This window comes from Methylobacterium crusticola, from assembly GCF_003574465.1.
GTDB lineage: Bacteria > Pseudomonadota > Alphaproteobacteria > Rhizobiales > Beijerinckiaceae > Methylobacterium > Methylobacterium crusticola.
Window position 1 is genome coordinate 1 of the sequence record NZ_KZ984642.1, and the last position, 12,930, is coordinate 12,930.

Below are 12,930 nucleotides of genomic sequence, written 5' to 3' on the forward strand. Positions count from 1 at the left end.
TCAACTCCCCGCGCGACGATTCCGTGACGGAGCCGGCGAGGTCCCCTGCCCGGCTCTGGAACCCGGCCGCCCGAGGAGAAGGGCCGCGTCTCCCGGCATGACGACGGTGCGTCTGGCCCATCAACGCGTCCCGACCCAAGATCATCGCGCAGGTTCAGTTTACCACGCGCCGGCCGGCGCATGGCAACGGCTGTCGGGCCGAGAATGAAGACTGCGCGTCAGACTTATCAAACCTTTTATTTCTAGCCTATACGCTAATGTTGCAGTCGGAAATCCAGTTCTTAACATAATATAAAGCCGTGAGATTTGCTAACCATATCATCGGCTTGACGTTCGCTGCCGACGGCGCGGCTCGAACCGTCAAGCTGATGAAGCGGGTTGTAGAATACAACCTCGCGCCCAGGAGGTACCATGGGGGTTACGAAACTGTTTTCCTGGGCGCTCGGGGTCGCGTGCCTGCTCGCGATCATCGTCTTCTGTGATGACGTCAACAATTGGTTGTACGCCGACGATACCACTTTCGATTATCAGGAGGCGAAGGCTTACCAGCGGGCGCCGGAACCGGAGGGCGGGCGCGGGCTGCCGGCGGAGATCGCCGCGCGCGCGGCCGGTCCCACGCTGCCGCAGGCCGGCCCCTCCCCGGCGGCTCCGCCGGCCGAGGCGCTCTCGGCCGGCCGCGAGGCGGGCGACGGGGGCACGGCGTCGGGCATTCTGGCGGAGCGGCCGGAGGAGGCCGGCGACGCCCGGCGCGCCGCCCTGCCGTCCCCGGCCCCGCAAGCCCGGCAGGAGGCGGCCGAGGGCGCGGCGGAACACGCCCCGGTCGCCGGTGATCCCGTCGCCGACGCGGGCAGCCCGACCGCGCGGGCGAGCGACGCACTCCCGGCCGGCCCCCCGGACGCGCTGGTCGCGTTCGAGACGATGCTCGGTCTGGCCGGCCTCGTGCCCGATCTGACCGCGGCACCGGGCAGCGTCCTGCCCCGCCTCGCGGAGCGCGAGCCGGGCGTGTCCGCGGCGGATTCGCCCGCGCGGCTGCGTCCGGTCGAGGTGGGAAGCGAGATCCCGTACCCCGTCGCGGCCGGCATCACTGCCCGCGAAGTGCCGGCGCAGACCCTCCGGAACATCATCGACGCCGGCTACCCCCGGGGCGCCCCCATCGCGTCGGGGCCGGTCACGGGCCGGCTCGTCGAGGCGGTCGTGGCCACGCTCGAGCCCCCGCTCCAGGTCTCGCGCGCGCTCGCGATCCAGAGCGGCGACGGGGACGAGGCGGTCCTCCCGCCCACCGCCCTCCGGCGCGGACCGCCGCCCCCCGCCCCGCCGCCGCGGAAGGCGGGCGCCCCGCCGGCTCCGACGGCCACGCGCGCCGCCGGAAACGACCGGGACGCCCGGCCCGGCCCGGCGAAGCCCGCCTCGCGACCCGTGCCCGTCCCGCAGGCGCGGCCCTCGCCGCCCAACCTGGCGGCCCTCGCGCGGCTGCGGGCGTTCCGGATCGACCGCGACGGCAGCGTCGTGAGCCGGACGGCGGCCCGTCCCGGCACGGCCGGACAGGACATGGCCGCCGCGAACCGCCGGCCCGCCCGTCCGTCCCGCGAGCCGGAGCCGGATCTCGAGAGCGCACCGGCCGTCGCCGCGGTCGCGGCGGAGCCGCGGGCGATCAGCCTTCCGGCCTTCCTGCGGCCGAGCTCGCCCTGACGCCCCGGCGCCGGCCGGGAGCCCCGGCCGGCGCCGGCTCGCCCGGTCTCTCGCCTGGTCTGTTAGCGCCTCACGCGTCCAGCGGGGCGACGGCGTCGGCGCCGAAATACGCCCGCTCCAGGCGGTGCGGGAGGTCCGCCTCGTCGGCCCGGGCCTCGAGGACGATCCGCCCCTGCGCCAGCGCGTAGACGCGGTCGGAGACGGCGAGCGCCTTGTCGATGAGCTGCTCCACGAGGAGGACGGAGGTGCCCCGGCGGCGCAGGGCGCCGACGACCGCGAGGACGCGGTCGACCAGCACCGGCGACAGGCCCGCCGAGGGCTCGTCCAGCATGAGCAGGCGCGGCCGCTGCACCAGCCCCTGGGCCACGGCGAGCATCTGCTGCTGGCCGCCCGAGAGCGAGGCGCCCTTGTCGTGGCGCTTGGCGGCGATCTCCGGGAAATGCGCCAGGGCCTCCTCGACGCGCGCCGCGCGTTCGCCCCGGGGCACGTCGTAGGCCGCGAGCAGGAGGTTGTCGCGCACGGTCTGCGCAGTGAAGACGCGATGCCCCTCGATGACGTGGGAGAGCCCGGCCCGCACGGCCCCGCGGGGCCCGAGGCCGGAGAGGCGCACCGCCCCGAGCGCGACCTCGCCGGCCTCCGCCGGCAGGAGCCCGGAGAGCGCCCGCAGGAGCGTCGTCTTGCCGGCGCCGTTGGGGCCGAGNGGAGCGTCACCACCTCGCCCGCGCCGACCGTCAGGTCGATGCCGTGGAGCACGCGGATCTTGCCGTAGCCCGCCGCGAGCCCGCGCACGCGCAGCAGGGGGTCCGGCTCATGCGCCGAGATAGGCACTCACCACCTCCTTGTGGCTGCGGATCTCGGCCGGCGTGCCGGAGGCCAGCACGCGCCCGAGATTGAGCACCGTGACCTCGTGGCAGATGTCGAAGATGAGGTCGGCGTGGTGCTCGACGAGGAGCACGCCGACGCCCTGCCCGGCGACGGCGCGGATCAGGATCCCGAGCCGCTTGATCTCGTGGGCCGAGAGGCCCGCGGCCGGCTCGTCGAGGAGGAGGAAGGCCGGGCGGATCATGAGGGCGCGGGCGATCTCCAGGAAGCGGAGCTCGCTGTGCTGGAGGCGCCCGGCGCGGGCGTCGTCGAGCCCGTCGAGGCCGACCGCGCGCAGGGCCAGCCGGGCGGCCTCCCGCAGTGCCCGCTCGTCCGCCCGGTGCCGCGGCAGCGCGAGGAGCGACTCGGCGAGGGTCGCGCGCGCCCGCACGCCGCCGCCGAGCATGACGTTCTCGATCACGCTCGCCTCGCCGACGATGCGCGGGGTCTGGAACGTCCGGGCGATGCCGAGGGCGGCGCGGGCCTCCCGCGGCGCATCGAGGAGCGGGCGCGGCCCCAGCCCGACGGTGCCGGCCTGCGGCCGGTAGTAGCCGGAGATCACGTTGAGCGTCGTCGTCTTGCCCGAGCCGTTCGGGCCGATGAGGCCGTGGACGCTGCCGGGCCGCAGGGTGAGGTCGAGGCCGTCGATGGCGCGCACGGCGCCGAAGCTCAGGCGCACCCCCTCGAGGGCGATGGGCGCCGGCCGGTGCCCGCCGGCGATGAGCTCCGCCAGGGCCGCGGGGCGCGGCGCGATGGTCCGCCCCGCCGGCAGGGGCCGGCGCCGGGCGCGGTCGAGGAGGTCGGCGATGCCGCCCGGCACCGCGACGACGATGACGAGGAGGAGTGCCGCGTACAGGAACGTCGACCAGGCGGCGAGCGGGGCCGCGACCTCCGGCAGGATCGTCAGGACGACCGTGCCGATGAGCGGCCCCAGGACCGAGCCGCGCCCGCCGATCAGCACGGCGATGAAGAACAGCAGCGAGAGGTCGAACGTGAAGGCGTCGGGCGTGATGTAGGTCTGCAGCGACGCGAACAGGCCCCCGGCGACCGCCGCCACCGCGCCCGCGAACAGGAACACGGCCACGAGGAGGCGCGGCTTGGAGACGCCCACGGCCTCGGCCGCGACGTCGGCGTCCCGCAGCGCGACGAGGGCGCGGCCGTGGCGGCTGCCCGCGACGTTGAGGGTCATCCAGGTGCAGAGCACGGCGCCCCCGAGGCAGAAGCCGTAGAAGCCGACCCGCGTCTCGAAGGGCGCCGGCATCTCCGGGCCGGCGATGCCGACGCCGCCGCCGGTCACGTCCTGCCAGGCGAGCGCCACCTGCGTGACGATGGTGGCGAAGCCCAGGGTCGTCATGGCGAAGTAGAAGGTCCGCAGGCGCAGGGCCGGCAGGCCGACGACCACGCCGAACAGGGCGCCCACGCCCCCCGCGCAGGCGAGCGCCGCGAGGGCCGGCACCGGCGGCAGGACCGTGCCGGCGGCGAGCACGCTCGTCGTGTAGGCGCCGACGAGGAGCAGCGCGACGTAGCCGATGGCGAGCTGCCCGGCGAAGCCGACGACGAGGTTCAGGCCCGACACCAGGATCCAGTAGATCGCCGCCCGGGTCGCGATCAGGGTCCAGTAGTCGTTGCCCGCGAGCGGCACCGCGGCCGCGGCCGCGAGCACGAGGAGGAACGGCAGGGCGGCGGCGAGCCGGCCGGCGCCCGGGCGCTCCGCGGCGGCCTCGGACCGCGCCCCGAGCGCCCGCCGGGACGGCGCGTTCATACGCGCCTCGCGGTGGCCGAGCCGAGGAGCCCCTGGGGGGCGGCGAGGAGCACCACGATGAACATCGTGAACACCGCCACGGAGGCGAAGATCCCGCCGACCGCGAAGTTCGCCGCCTGCTGGAACAGCCCCAGCACGAGGCCGCCGATCACGGCGCCGCGGTTGTTGCCGAGGCCCCCGAGCGCCACCGGGATGAAGCCGTAGAAGTTCAGGTGCGGCCCGTTGGCGAAGAAGGCGAGCAGCAGCTCGCCGCCGGAATAGCCGGCCAGCGCCCCGACCGCGCCCGCGAGGGCGAAGCTCATCACGCGCAGGCGCCGCTCGGGCAGGCCGAGCGCGCGGGCGGCGAAGTTGTCCTCCGCCACCGCCAGGAAGGCGTGGCCGACGAGGGTGCGCCGGTAGAGGAGCTCGAGCCCCGCGACGACGAGGGCGCAGGCCGCCACCGGCAGCCAGAACTTCTCGTCGAGCACGTCCTCCCCGAAGCCGCCGAGGAGGCGCGGGAACGGCTGCGGCTCCGTGCTCCAGGTGATCGCCGTCACCTGCTGGAGCATCAGCGCGAGGGCGAGGGTCGAGAGCACGTAGAGGTGCTGGTCGAGGCTCCTGAGCACCGGGCGCACCGCCACGAACTCGGTCACCACGCCGACGAGGGCGCCGGCCGCCAGGGTGAGGAGGAGCGCGAGCGGCCAGGGCAGCCCCAGGCGCAAGCCGAAGAGCGAGCCGAGCACGCCCCCCAGCATCCCGAGCTGCCCGGCCGTGAAGCTCATCACGCGGGAGGTCGAGAACATCGTGTTGTAGGTGATGCCGATGAGCGCGTAGACGGCGCCGACGGCGAGGCCCGAGGCGAGGATGGAGGCGAGCACGGCGGCGCTCCCCGGTCCGGCCGCCCTAGACCCGGACGCGGGGCCGGAGCCGCGCGTCCGGGCCCGGGTCTGCTGGCTTGCGCATCATCTCTCTCCGCCCACCCTGCGCCGTCCGCGGGACCCGGCTCAGCCGTAGCCCGGCGCGAGCCTGAAGCTGCCGTCCCGGCCGCTGTTGGCGGCGGACATCACCACGTCGTCCGTCGGGTAGCCGTTATGCTCCTGGGGCGTGTAGGTGTAGTCGCCGAAGATGCCGGGATAGCGGCTGAGCCCGTTCCAGTACTTGACGATGGCCTCGTTCGTGGTGGCGCCGGTGTCCTCGACGGCCTTGGCGACGAGGCTCACGGCGTCGTAGCCGGCGGCCACCCACCAGAGCAGCGTGTCCGACAGGGTCACCCGGCCCTTCAGGCGCGCGACGAAGTCCTGGCTGCGGGGCGCGAGCTTGCCGGCCTCGTCGTACGAGCAGCTGCGGTAGCCGATGGCGTAGACCTTGTCCCAGTTCGCCGGCTTCTCGATCAGGCCGCCGATCTCGCCGGAGGCCAGGGAGGGATGGCCGACGATGGGAACGTCCCAGCCCATCCGGGCCCGGGTGTTGAACAGGCGCGCGTCCATGCCCGTCGAGACGCTCCAGACCACGATCGCCTGCGCCCCGGCGTTGCGGGCGCGCAGCAGGTCGGGGGTCATGTCGGGCTGGGTCGAGTCGATGTTGCCCTGGTAGGCGACCTCGGCCCCGTCCCGCTTGAAGGCGGCCGCGGACGCGTTCGCGGCGGTCACGCCGTAGCCCGTCGTGTCGCCGATGACGGCGACGCGCCTCACCTTGAGCACCTTGAGGCAGTAGCCGCGCACCGCGTCGTCCCACTGCGTGTTCGAGGGGGCGATCCGGAAGGCGTTCGGGAACTTGACCGGGTCGATCAGGCTGTCGACCACGCAGGGGTGGATGTTCGGCATCCTGGCGCGGGCCATGATCGGCGTCACCGCGAGCGACTCGCCGGAATTGGTCGGGCCCCAGACCGCCAGGACCTTGGCCTGGCTGATCAGTTCCTGGGTGGCGTTGACGGCCTTCGTCGGGTCGCCCTGGGTGTCGCGGGTGACGATCTCGAGCTTGCGGCCCTTGACGCCGCCGGCCGCGTTGATCGTCTCGGCGGCGAAGACCACGCCGCGGTTGAAGCCGACCGTGGGGGCCGAGCTCGGCCCCGTCATGGCGGCGAGCCAGCCGATGCGCAGGGGCTCTCCCTGGGCGAGGGCCGGCCGGGGAAACCCGAGGGCCGCCGCCCCCGCGAGGCCGGCGCCGCCGAGCACGAGCGACCGACGGTTCGTCGTCACCATGGCGTTCTCCTCCCGTGCGTCCCGTCCGGCCGGCGCCGTTGTCACGCGCCTTGCCGCTCCAGGTGCCGGATCCGGTCCTCGTCGAAGGTGAACCCGAACCCTGGCCGCTCCGGCACGATGGCGCATCCGTCGGCGAAGTCCAGTCCTTCCCGGTAGAGGTCCGAGAACCACGGCATGTATTCCAGGGAGTGCGCGTTCGCGAGGGCGCCCAGCACGCCGAGGCTCTGCTCGGGGAAGAGGTGGCTCGAGACCGGGACGTCGTGCGCCGCGGCCAGGTGCCCGACGCGCATGAACTCGGTGACGCCGCCGACCCGCTGGAGGTCCGGCATCAGCACGTCGGCCGACCGCAGCTCGATCATCCGGCGGAAGGCGTAGCGGGTGTAGTCCGTCTCGCCGCTGGCGATCGGCGTGTCGAGGGCGGCCGCCACGCGGGCGAGCCCCTCCAGGTCCCAGGCCGGCAGGGGCTCCTCGAACCAGGTGAGGCCGAACTCCTCCAGGCGCCGCCCGAGGCGGATCGCCTCCACCTCGGTGAGGCCCTGGTTGGCGTCCGCCATCAGGCGGATCCCGGGGCCCACCGCCTCGCGCACCGCCCGCACCCGGGCGACGTCCGCCTCCAGGCCGTGGCCGAGGCGCATCTTCATCGCCCGGAAGCCCGCGGCCTTGAAGCGGTCCGCCTCGGCGAGGAGCTCGTCGGTCGAGCGGTCGAGCCAGAGGCCGCCGCTGTGGTAGGCCGGGACGCGGTCGCCGGCGCCGCCGAGGATGCGGTAGAGCGGCAACCCGGCCCGCTTGCCGAGCAGGTCCCACAGGGCGCCGTCGAGCGCCGAGATGCCGACGACCGAGACGCCCTTGTGGCCGAGGAAGTTGATGTCGCGCCAGGCCCGCGACCAGAACCCGGTGATGTGGCCGGCATCCTGGCCGACGACGAGGTCGGCCATCGCCTCGATGATGGCGCGCAGGACCCCGGTGCGGCGGTTGTTGAGCGTGAAGACGAGGTTCTCGCCCGCGAGCCCCTCCGCCCGCACCGTGACCAGGATGCAGCCGAAGCTCGCGATCTCCCCGAGGGCCGACCCGATGACCCTCTCGGGCCGCAGGACGACGGGACGCGTCTCGACGCGTTCGACCTTCATGGCGCCCTCCTCACGTCGTGCGCACGACGGGCCCGACCCTGTAGCGGTCGAGCACCGCCGGGTCGGGCTCGCAGCCGAGCCCGGGACCGGGAGGCAGCCGCACGCGGCCGTTCCCGGCCCTGACCCAAGGATCGAACGGATTGGCCTCCATGTCGAGCCACAGGACCTCGACGAGGGGCCGCTCGACCCGGGCGGAGGCGAGGTGCAGGGTCGCGAGGAAGCCCGGGCCGCAATAGGGGCTGTGGGGGGCGACCTCGACCCCGTGCGCCTCGCAGAGCGTCATCACCCGCAGCATCTCGCCGATGCCGCCGATCTTCGTGACGCTCGGCTGGGCGACGTCGAGCGCGCCCGCCTCGACGAGCGCCCTGAACCCGTGCAGACCCGCGGTGTTCTCGCCGGCCGCGACGGGGATGCCGCACCCGCGCACGCGGGCGAGGCCGTGGGCGTCCTCCGGCGGCCAGACCGGCTCCTCGAGCCAGAGCAGGCCGTGGGGCGCGAAGGCCTCGGCCATCCGGCGCGCGGCCGGCACGCTCCAGGCGCAGTTCACGTCGACCATGAGCCGCGCCCCGGCCTCCCGGGCCGCGGCGGCGCCGGCCGCCACCGCCTCCCGGGTCACCTCGTGGAGCTTGACGTACCGGTAGCCCGCCGCGCAGGCCGCCTCGACGTTGCGCCGCACGAGCGCCGGATCCCCGTAGGCCAGGAGCGAGGCGTAGGCCGGCAGGTCGCCGCGGGCGCCCCCGCCGAGCAGGCCGGCGAGGGGCTGCCCGGAGCGCTTGCCGGCGAGATCCCAGAGCGCGATCTCGACGCCCGAGAACGCGAACACGAAGGGGCCGTTGCGGCCGAGCAGGTGCACGGCGTGCAGCACCTCCCGGGTCAGCCCGGCGATGTCGCCGGCGCCGCGGCCGAGCACGAGGGGCGCCACGATGCCGTCGAGCGCCGCGCGCGTCGCCTGGATGCCGGCGTGGCCGAAGGCCTCGCCCCAGCCGACGAGCCCCTCGTCGGTCGCGACGCGCACGAGCAGGATGTCGAGGTGCGTCCAGGCCTTGCCGGCGAAGGACGGCGGCGGGCCGCCCATGCCGAAGGGCAGCGAGACGACCTGGCTCTCGACCCCGGTGATCCTCATGCCTCACTCCTCGCGATGGTGGCGGGCCGCGGGCGGCCGGGTGCCGGGCCGCCCGCGGCCCGCAGGGGCGCCGGGGGCCGGTCCCGCGCTCACGCCCCGGGCCCGCCGTCGGCGGACAGGTCCGCGCCCATGGGGTCGCGCACCGCGGAGACCGCGGCCAGCGACACGAGGGCGAGGGCCGCGATGTAGAGCCCGACCAGCCAGGAGCGGTCGTAGGTCGCGATGATCCACTGCGCGATCGTGGCCGCGAAGGCGCCGCCCAGGATCGAGCCGAGGGCGTACCCGATCGAGACGCCCGAGTAGCGCACCCGCGCCGGGAACATCTCGGCGTAGAGCGCCGCCTGGGGGCCGTAGGACAGCCCCAGGGGGGCGGTCAGCACGGCGATGCCGACGAAGAACAGCCCGATGCTGCGCGAGTCGATCAGGAACCACATCGGCACCGCCCAGAGCGCCAGGGCGACGTAGCCGATCTGGAAGGTGCGGACGCGCCCGATCCGGTCGCCGAGCCAGCCGCCGGCGAGCGTGAAGCCGAGCCACCCGAACGCCGCGAGGGTGCAGGCGGTCAGCAATGCGTTCGGCGGCAGGCCGAGGGACTTCTGGCCGTAGCTGATGAAGAACGCGATCAGCAGGTACCCCGCCGCGTTGTTCGCCATGAAGATCAGGGCGGTGAGCACGACCTGCCGGCTGTGGCCCTTGAAGAGCTGGGCGAGCGGCGCCGCCGAGGCCCGGCGCCGGCGCTGCATCTCGGCGAAGACCGGCGATTCCTCGACGCTGCGGCGGATGAGGAAGCCGACGACGATGAGAGCGAGGGAGAGGAGGAACGGCAGGCGCCAGCCCCAGGCGACGAACTGGTCGCGGGGCATCGCCGCGGTGGTGGTGAGCAGCACGGCGGTGGCGAGGATCATGCCGATCGGCGTTCCGATCTGCGGGAACGCCCCGAACAGGCTGCGTCGGCCGGCGGGGGCGTGCTCGACCGCCATGAGGGCGGCGCCGCCCCACTCCCCGCCGGCGGAGAAGCCCTGCAGGATGCGCAGCAGGATCAGCAGGACGGGCGCCCAGGCGCCGATCTGCGCGTAGGTCGGCAGGAGGCCGATCAGGGCCGTCGACACCCCCATCAGGACCAGGGTCAGGACGAGGCTGGCCTTGCGGCCGAACCGGTCCCCGAGATGGCCGCACACGAAGGCGCCGAGCGGGCGGAACAGGAAGGCGACGCCGATGGTGGCGAAGGACAGGATCTGGGCGAGGGCCGGGTTGGCCTGCGCCACGGGGCTGAAGAACAGGGGGCCGAGCACGAGGCCGGCGGCCTGGGCGTAGATGAAGTAGTCGTACCACTCGATGGCGGTGCCGACCAGGGTCGCCGCCAGCACGCGCCGCTGCTCCCGGGCCAGATCCACGCCTTGCGCAACGCTTGCCGACGCCAGTGACGCCATCGTCCGGTCCCCTCCCCTGCCGCGCGCCGCGCCGGCGCGTCCTTGCGGCGACGGTAGCCTGGCGGAGGGGCCGGCGACAACGGCCCGCGCGGGCCGGGGCCCGCCGCCGGGGCGGCCCAGCGCGGCGGGACGAGGGGCGCCCGGGCCCGCGTGACCCGACCGGGCGCGGCGCCGGCGCTCCGGAACACAATCCTGCCGGCCGTGATTGACAGCCCACCGTCCTCGGGATCGTTCGCCCGACAGGAGCCGCCGCATGTCCAAGGTCATAACCGCCGCGTTCGAGACCCGGCGCGATGCCGAGATGGCCGTCGAGCATCTCGTTCAGGAGTACGGGATCGACCGGAAGGCGGTGACGATCGCCCCCGTGGCGGCCGAGAACAGCGCCGGGATCAGGACGGCGGGTGCCGACGTCGAGGGCGGCCACGAGAAGACCGAGACCGAGGGGCAGCCCGCCCTCGCGGGCAAGCTGCGCGTGTCGGCCGACGTCGACGACGCCGTCGCCGACAAGGTGGACGGCGCGTTCGCCACCTACGGCGGCAAGCCCGTGCAGGCCTGACGCGCCGGGGCTCCGCACCGGCCTCGGGGCCGACGCCCCCTCGCGCGCGTCCCCGGGCCGCGAAATCGCGACCGCCGCCTCTCGGGCGGGACGACGGACGGCGCCGGCCGAGGGTGCTGGCCGAGGGTGCCGGCAAGGGTGCCGGGGGCCGGCATCGTCCTTCCGCCGGAACAGGGAAGGCCCGCCGCGTTGGTCCTGGGACGAGGCTCGATCCTGGAGGGTTTGAGACGATGCGAGTTCCAATTGCCCCGGCGCTGCTCACCCTGACCCTGCTCGCATCGGGCGCGTCGGCGCAGGGCGAGGGCGAGCCGGCCGGCGCGTCCGTGCCCGGCCGGCCCGCCAACCTCTGCCAGGAGCTCGTCGCCTTCGTGCAGCAGCCGGCCGCCGCGCAGAAATCCGACGCCCAGCCGGCGCAGCTCGCCACCGCGGTGAACGCGCCGAAGCAGGAGAGCGCGGAGGCGAAGCCCTCCGACGCTGCGGGCCAGCCGCAGCAGACGTCGGGGCAGAGCGGCCAGATCACATCCTCCGGGCCCGGCGCATCGGGACCGCAGGGCGCGACCCAGAACGCCGCGGCGCCGTCCGGCGCGGCCGCGAACGCGACGGCGGCCCAGCAGCCGGGACAAGGCACGCCGGCCCCGCAAGCCAGGCCGGCCGAGCCCGCAATGGTCCGGCCGAGCCCCGAGGCCGCCGCGCAGGCCGAGGAGGCAGCCCGTCGCGACGACCTCGGCGCGTGTCGCACCGCCGCCCAGCAGATGCGCCGGGCCGGCGTCGCGATGCCGGCGGCTCTGCTCGCTCTGGCCGCCATGGATCCGAAGCTCCTCGAGACGGCCCGGCGGCCCTGATGGGCGGCGTCCTGGAGCCCGGGCCCTCCTCTCCCGGCGCCGCGGACGTTCGCGCAGCCGCGGCGGTCCCGGCCATCCGGTGATGACCGACCGGCCAGGACAGGCTTGATGCGCCTCGCGCGCTTCCGCGGCCGGCGCGGCAGTGCCCGGCGCCTCGCCGCCCGCCGGCCCGTCACGACCTGACGGGCGCCTTCCATTGCTGGCAGGGTCGCGGTTCCGGGCATGCGCGAGCGCGGCTGCGGGCAGGTCGCCACCATCGCGTCCCCCGCCGGCAAGGAAGGCCATCCGGGCAGCGCCGCCTGTTCGGCCGCGAAGGCCGGCGTCATCGGCTCCACGAAGGCGCCCGCCAGGGACCTCGTCACGTCGGCGTCCTCGCCAACAGCATCACGCCCGCGCTCACCGAGACGGACATCTTCGCCGGACGACGCCGGAGCCCACCGCCGCGATGACGGCCAGGATCCCGACGGGCCGGTTCCCCGACGTCGCCGAGGTAGCCGCCATGACCCGCCGGGTGGCGAGCCCTGGCTGCGATGTCTCGACGGGCGCCGTCCTCGACATCCCGGGCGGCCGGGCGACCTACCACGTCCAGCGTCGGACATCGGTCCTGTCTAAGGCGCGCCACCGCGCTCTCGGCATCGACCGCGGTCGTCCGCTCACCGTCCGCCTCGGCGACGTGCGGCTCACCGTGGCGGCGGACGCCGGTGTCGATGGTCCCGGAGAACTCGACGGGCACGACCTGTTCTCCCTTCTGTTCGCGCCGTGGGCGGTCGAGGCGGTGTTGCCGGCGAGCGTGCCGAGCCAGTTCCAGACGGTGCTCGATCCCGCCGCCCGGACCCTGACGCTGGCATCGCCTGGCACACTCAACCCCGTCGGCACGCCCGTGCCGGCCCGGGTCGATCCGAAGACCGGGGTTGTGACGGTCGAGGCGCGCATCGCAGGGACGAGCGTTCCGCTCGTGCTCGATGCGGGGGCGCCGTACACGTGGTTGCGCGGCGGCGCGGTCGCCGGTTGGCTGCGGGCGCACCCCGACTGGTCCCGGATAGAGCACCAAAGGCACGGATCCAACGTCCGTGTCATTCCGCGGAGGCCGTTTGCCGCGCCGAGAGCGACACCAGACGGAACGCGAGCCCGCCGCGGCGGGTTTCGCCCCGCAACCCATTCCCCGCGCTTATCGTCCACTAAAAATTAGCGATTGGACCGGCCATCGGCAACCTGACACAAGCACATACACCATCGGACCAGCAGTTCCCGCCGGGTCCTGGTCTCCGCTCTCTCGCTCTGAGCCGGCAATATACCTGGTCTGTCAACAAGGACTCGAGCGCACCTGCATGTCTGGTTGTGAGACCTCCTTGACATCGGC

General features: G+C 74.3%; 11 protein-coding genes and 1 pseudogene. 5 read left to right on the forward strand and 7 right to left on the reverse strand.

The features are described 5' to 3' along the window. The first annotated feature begins 411 nt into the window (after positions 1 to 411). On the forward strand, positions 412 to 1,689 hold the full coding sequence (locus tag DT057_RS04575; RefSeq protein WP_128560937.1) for a hypothetical protein: 1,278 nt from the start codon (positions 412 to 414) through the stop codon (positions 1,687 to 1,689). A gap of 70 nt (positions 1,690 to 1,759) precedes the next feature. On the opposite strand, the gene DT057_RS04580 is transcribed toward DT057_RS04575, so the two are convergent. The 7 genes from DT057_RS04580 to DT057_RS04610 all read right to left on the reverse strand — a co-directional run. Next, positions 1,760 to 2,389 (reverse strand): ABC transporter ATP-binding protein (locus tag DT057_RS04580; protein ID WP_162501316.1); only part of this gene is annotated, 630 nt, incomplete at its 5' end. Positions 2,390 to 2,497: 108 nt separating this feature from the next. Further along, entirely contained in the window at positions 2,498 to 4,312 is a 1,815-nt protein-coding gene (locus tag DT057_RS04585) for a branched-chain amino acid ABC transporter ATP-binding protein/permease (RefSeq protein ID WP_128560939.1), read from the reverse strand. Continuing rightward, entirely contained in the window at positions 4,309 to 5,169 is an 861-nt protein-coding gene (locus DT057_RS04590) for a branched-chain amino acid ABC transporter permease (RefSeq protein WP_128560940.1), read from the reverse strand. The genes DT057_RS04585 and DT057_RS04590 overlap by 4 nt, the downstream gene beginning before the upstream one ends. A 126-nt stretch (positions 5,170 to 5,295) precedes the next feature. Beyond that, a complete protein-coding gene (locus tag DT057_RS04595; RefSeq protein WP_128560941.1) occupies positions 5,296 to 6,492 on the reverse strand; it encodes an ABC transporter substrate-binding protein in 1,197 nt (398 codons plus the stop codon). A 41-nt stretch (positions 6,493 to 6,533) separates the two neighbouring features. Beyond that, on the reverse strand, positions 6,534 to 7,619 hold the full coding sequence (locus DT057_RS04600; RefSeq protein WP_128560942.1) for a mandelate racemase/muconate lactonizing enzyme family protein: 1,086 nt from the start codon (positions 7,617 to 7,619) through the stop codon (positions 6,534 to 6,536). A gap of 10 nt (positions 7,620 to 7,629) precedes the next feature. Then, positions 7,630 to 8,742, reverse strand: a complete 1,113-nt coding sequence (locus tag DT057_RS04605; protein WP_128560943.1) for a mandelate racemase/muconate lactonizing enzyme family protein — start codon at positions 8,740 to 8,742, stop codon at positions 7,630 to 7,632. An 89-nt stretch (positions 8,743 to 8,831) separates the two neighbouring features. After that, a complete protein-coding gene (locus DT057_RS04610) occupies positions 8,832 to 10,136 on the reverse strand; it encodes an MFS transporter (RefSeq protein ID WP_238313980.1) in 1,305 nt (434 codons plus the stop codon). Between the two features lie 289 nt (positions 10,137 to 10,425). Here DT057_RS04610 and DT057_RS04615 point away from each other — a divergent pair, with 289 nt between their 5' ends. From DT057_RS04615 to DT057_RS04630, 4 genes and pseudogenes are all read left to right on the forward strand, one after another. Next, a complete protein-coding gene (locus DT057_RS04615) occupies positions 10,426 to 10,728 on the forward strand; it encodes a hypothetical protein (protein WP_128560945.1) in 303 nt (100 codons plus the stop codon). Positions 10,729 to 10,958: 230 nt separating this feature from the next. Further along, a complete protein-coding gene (locus DT057_RS04620; RefSeq protein ID WP_128560946.1) occupies positions 10,959 to 11,570 on the forward strand; it encodes a hypothetical protein in 612 nt (203 codons plus the stop codon). Positions 11,571 to 11,765: 195 nt separating this feature from the next. Further along, positions 11,766 to 11,918 (forward strand): annotated as a pseudogene (locus DT057_RS37465) (SDR family NAD(P)-dependent oxidoreductase); the annotation flags it as partial. Positions 11,919 to 12,015: 97 nt separating this feature from the next. Then, positions 12,016 to 12,759 carry a serine/threonine-protein kinase gene (locus DT057_RS04630; RefSeq protein ID WP_238313981.1) on the forward strand — a complete coding sequence of 248 codons (744 nt, stop codon included), beginning with the start codon at positions 12,016 to 12,018 and terminating at the stop codon, positions 12,757 to 12,759. The last annotated feature ends 171 nt before the right edge of the window (positions 12,760 to 12,930 follow it).

What these genes read in the sequence shown, in the direction of transcription:
- DT057_RS04600 (WP_128560942.1), bottom strand. Translation starts at nt 7,619, where the DNA reads ATGAAGGTCGAACGCGTCGAGACGCGTCCCGTCGTCCTGCGGCCCGAG.
- DT057_RS04595 (WP_128560941.1), bottom strand. Translation starts at nt 6,492, where the DNA reads ATGGTGACGACGAACCGTCGGTCGCTCGTGCTCGGCGGCGCCGGCCTC.
- DT057_RS04630 (WP_238313981.1), top strand. Translation starts at nt 12,016, where the DNA reads ATGACGGCCAGGATCCCGACGGGCCGGTTCCCCGACGTCGCCGAGGTA.
- DT057_RS04605 (WP_128560943.1), bottom strand. Translation starts at nt 8,742, where the DNA reads ATGAGGATCACCGGGGTCGAGAGCCAGGTCGTCTCGCTGCCCTTCGGC.
- DT057_RS04575 (WP_128560937.1), top strand. Translation starts at nt 412, where the DNA reads ATGGGGGTTACGAAACTGTTTTCCTGGGCGCTCGGGGTCGCGTGCCTG.
- DT057_RS04615 (WP_128560945.1), top strand. Translation starts at nt 10,426, where the DNA reads ATGTCCAAGGTCATAACCGCCGCGTTCGAGACCCGGCGCGATGCCGAG.
- DT057_RS04620 (WP_128560946.1), top strand. Translation starts at nt 10,959, where the DNA reads ATGCGAGTTCCAATTGCCCCGGCGCTGCTCACCCTGACCCTGCTCGCA.
- DT057_RS04585 (WP_128560939.1), bottom strand. Translation starts at nt 4,312, where the DNA reads ATGAACGCGCCGTCCCGGCGGGCGCTCGGGGCGCGGTCCGAGGCCGCC.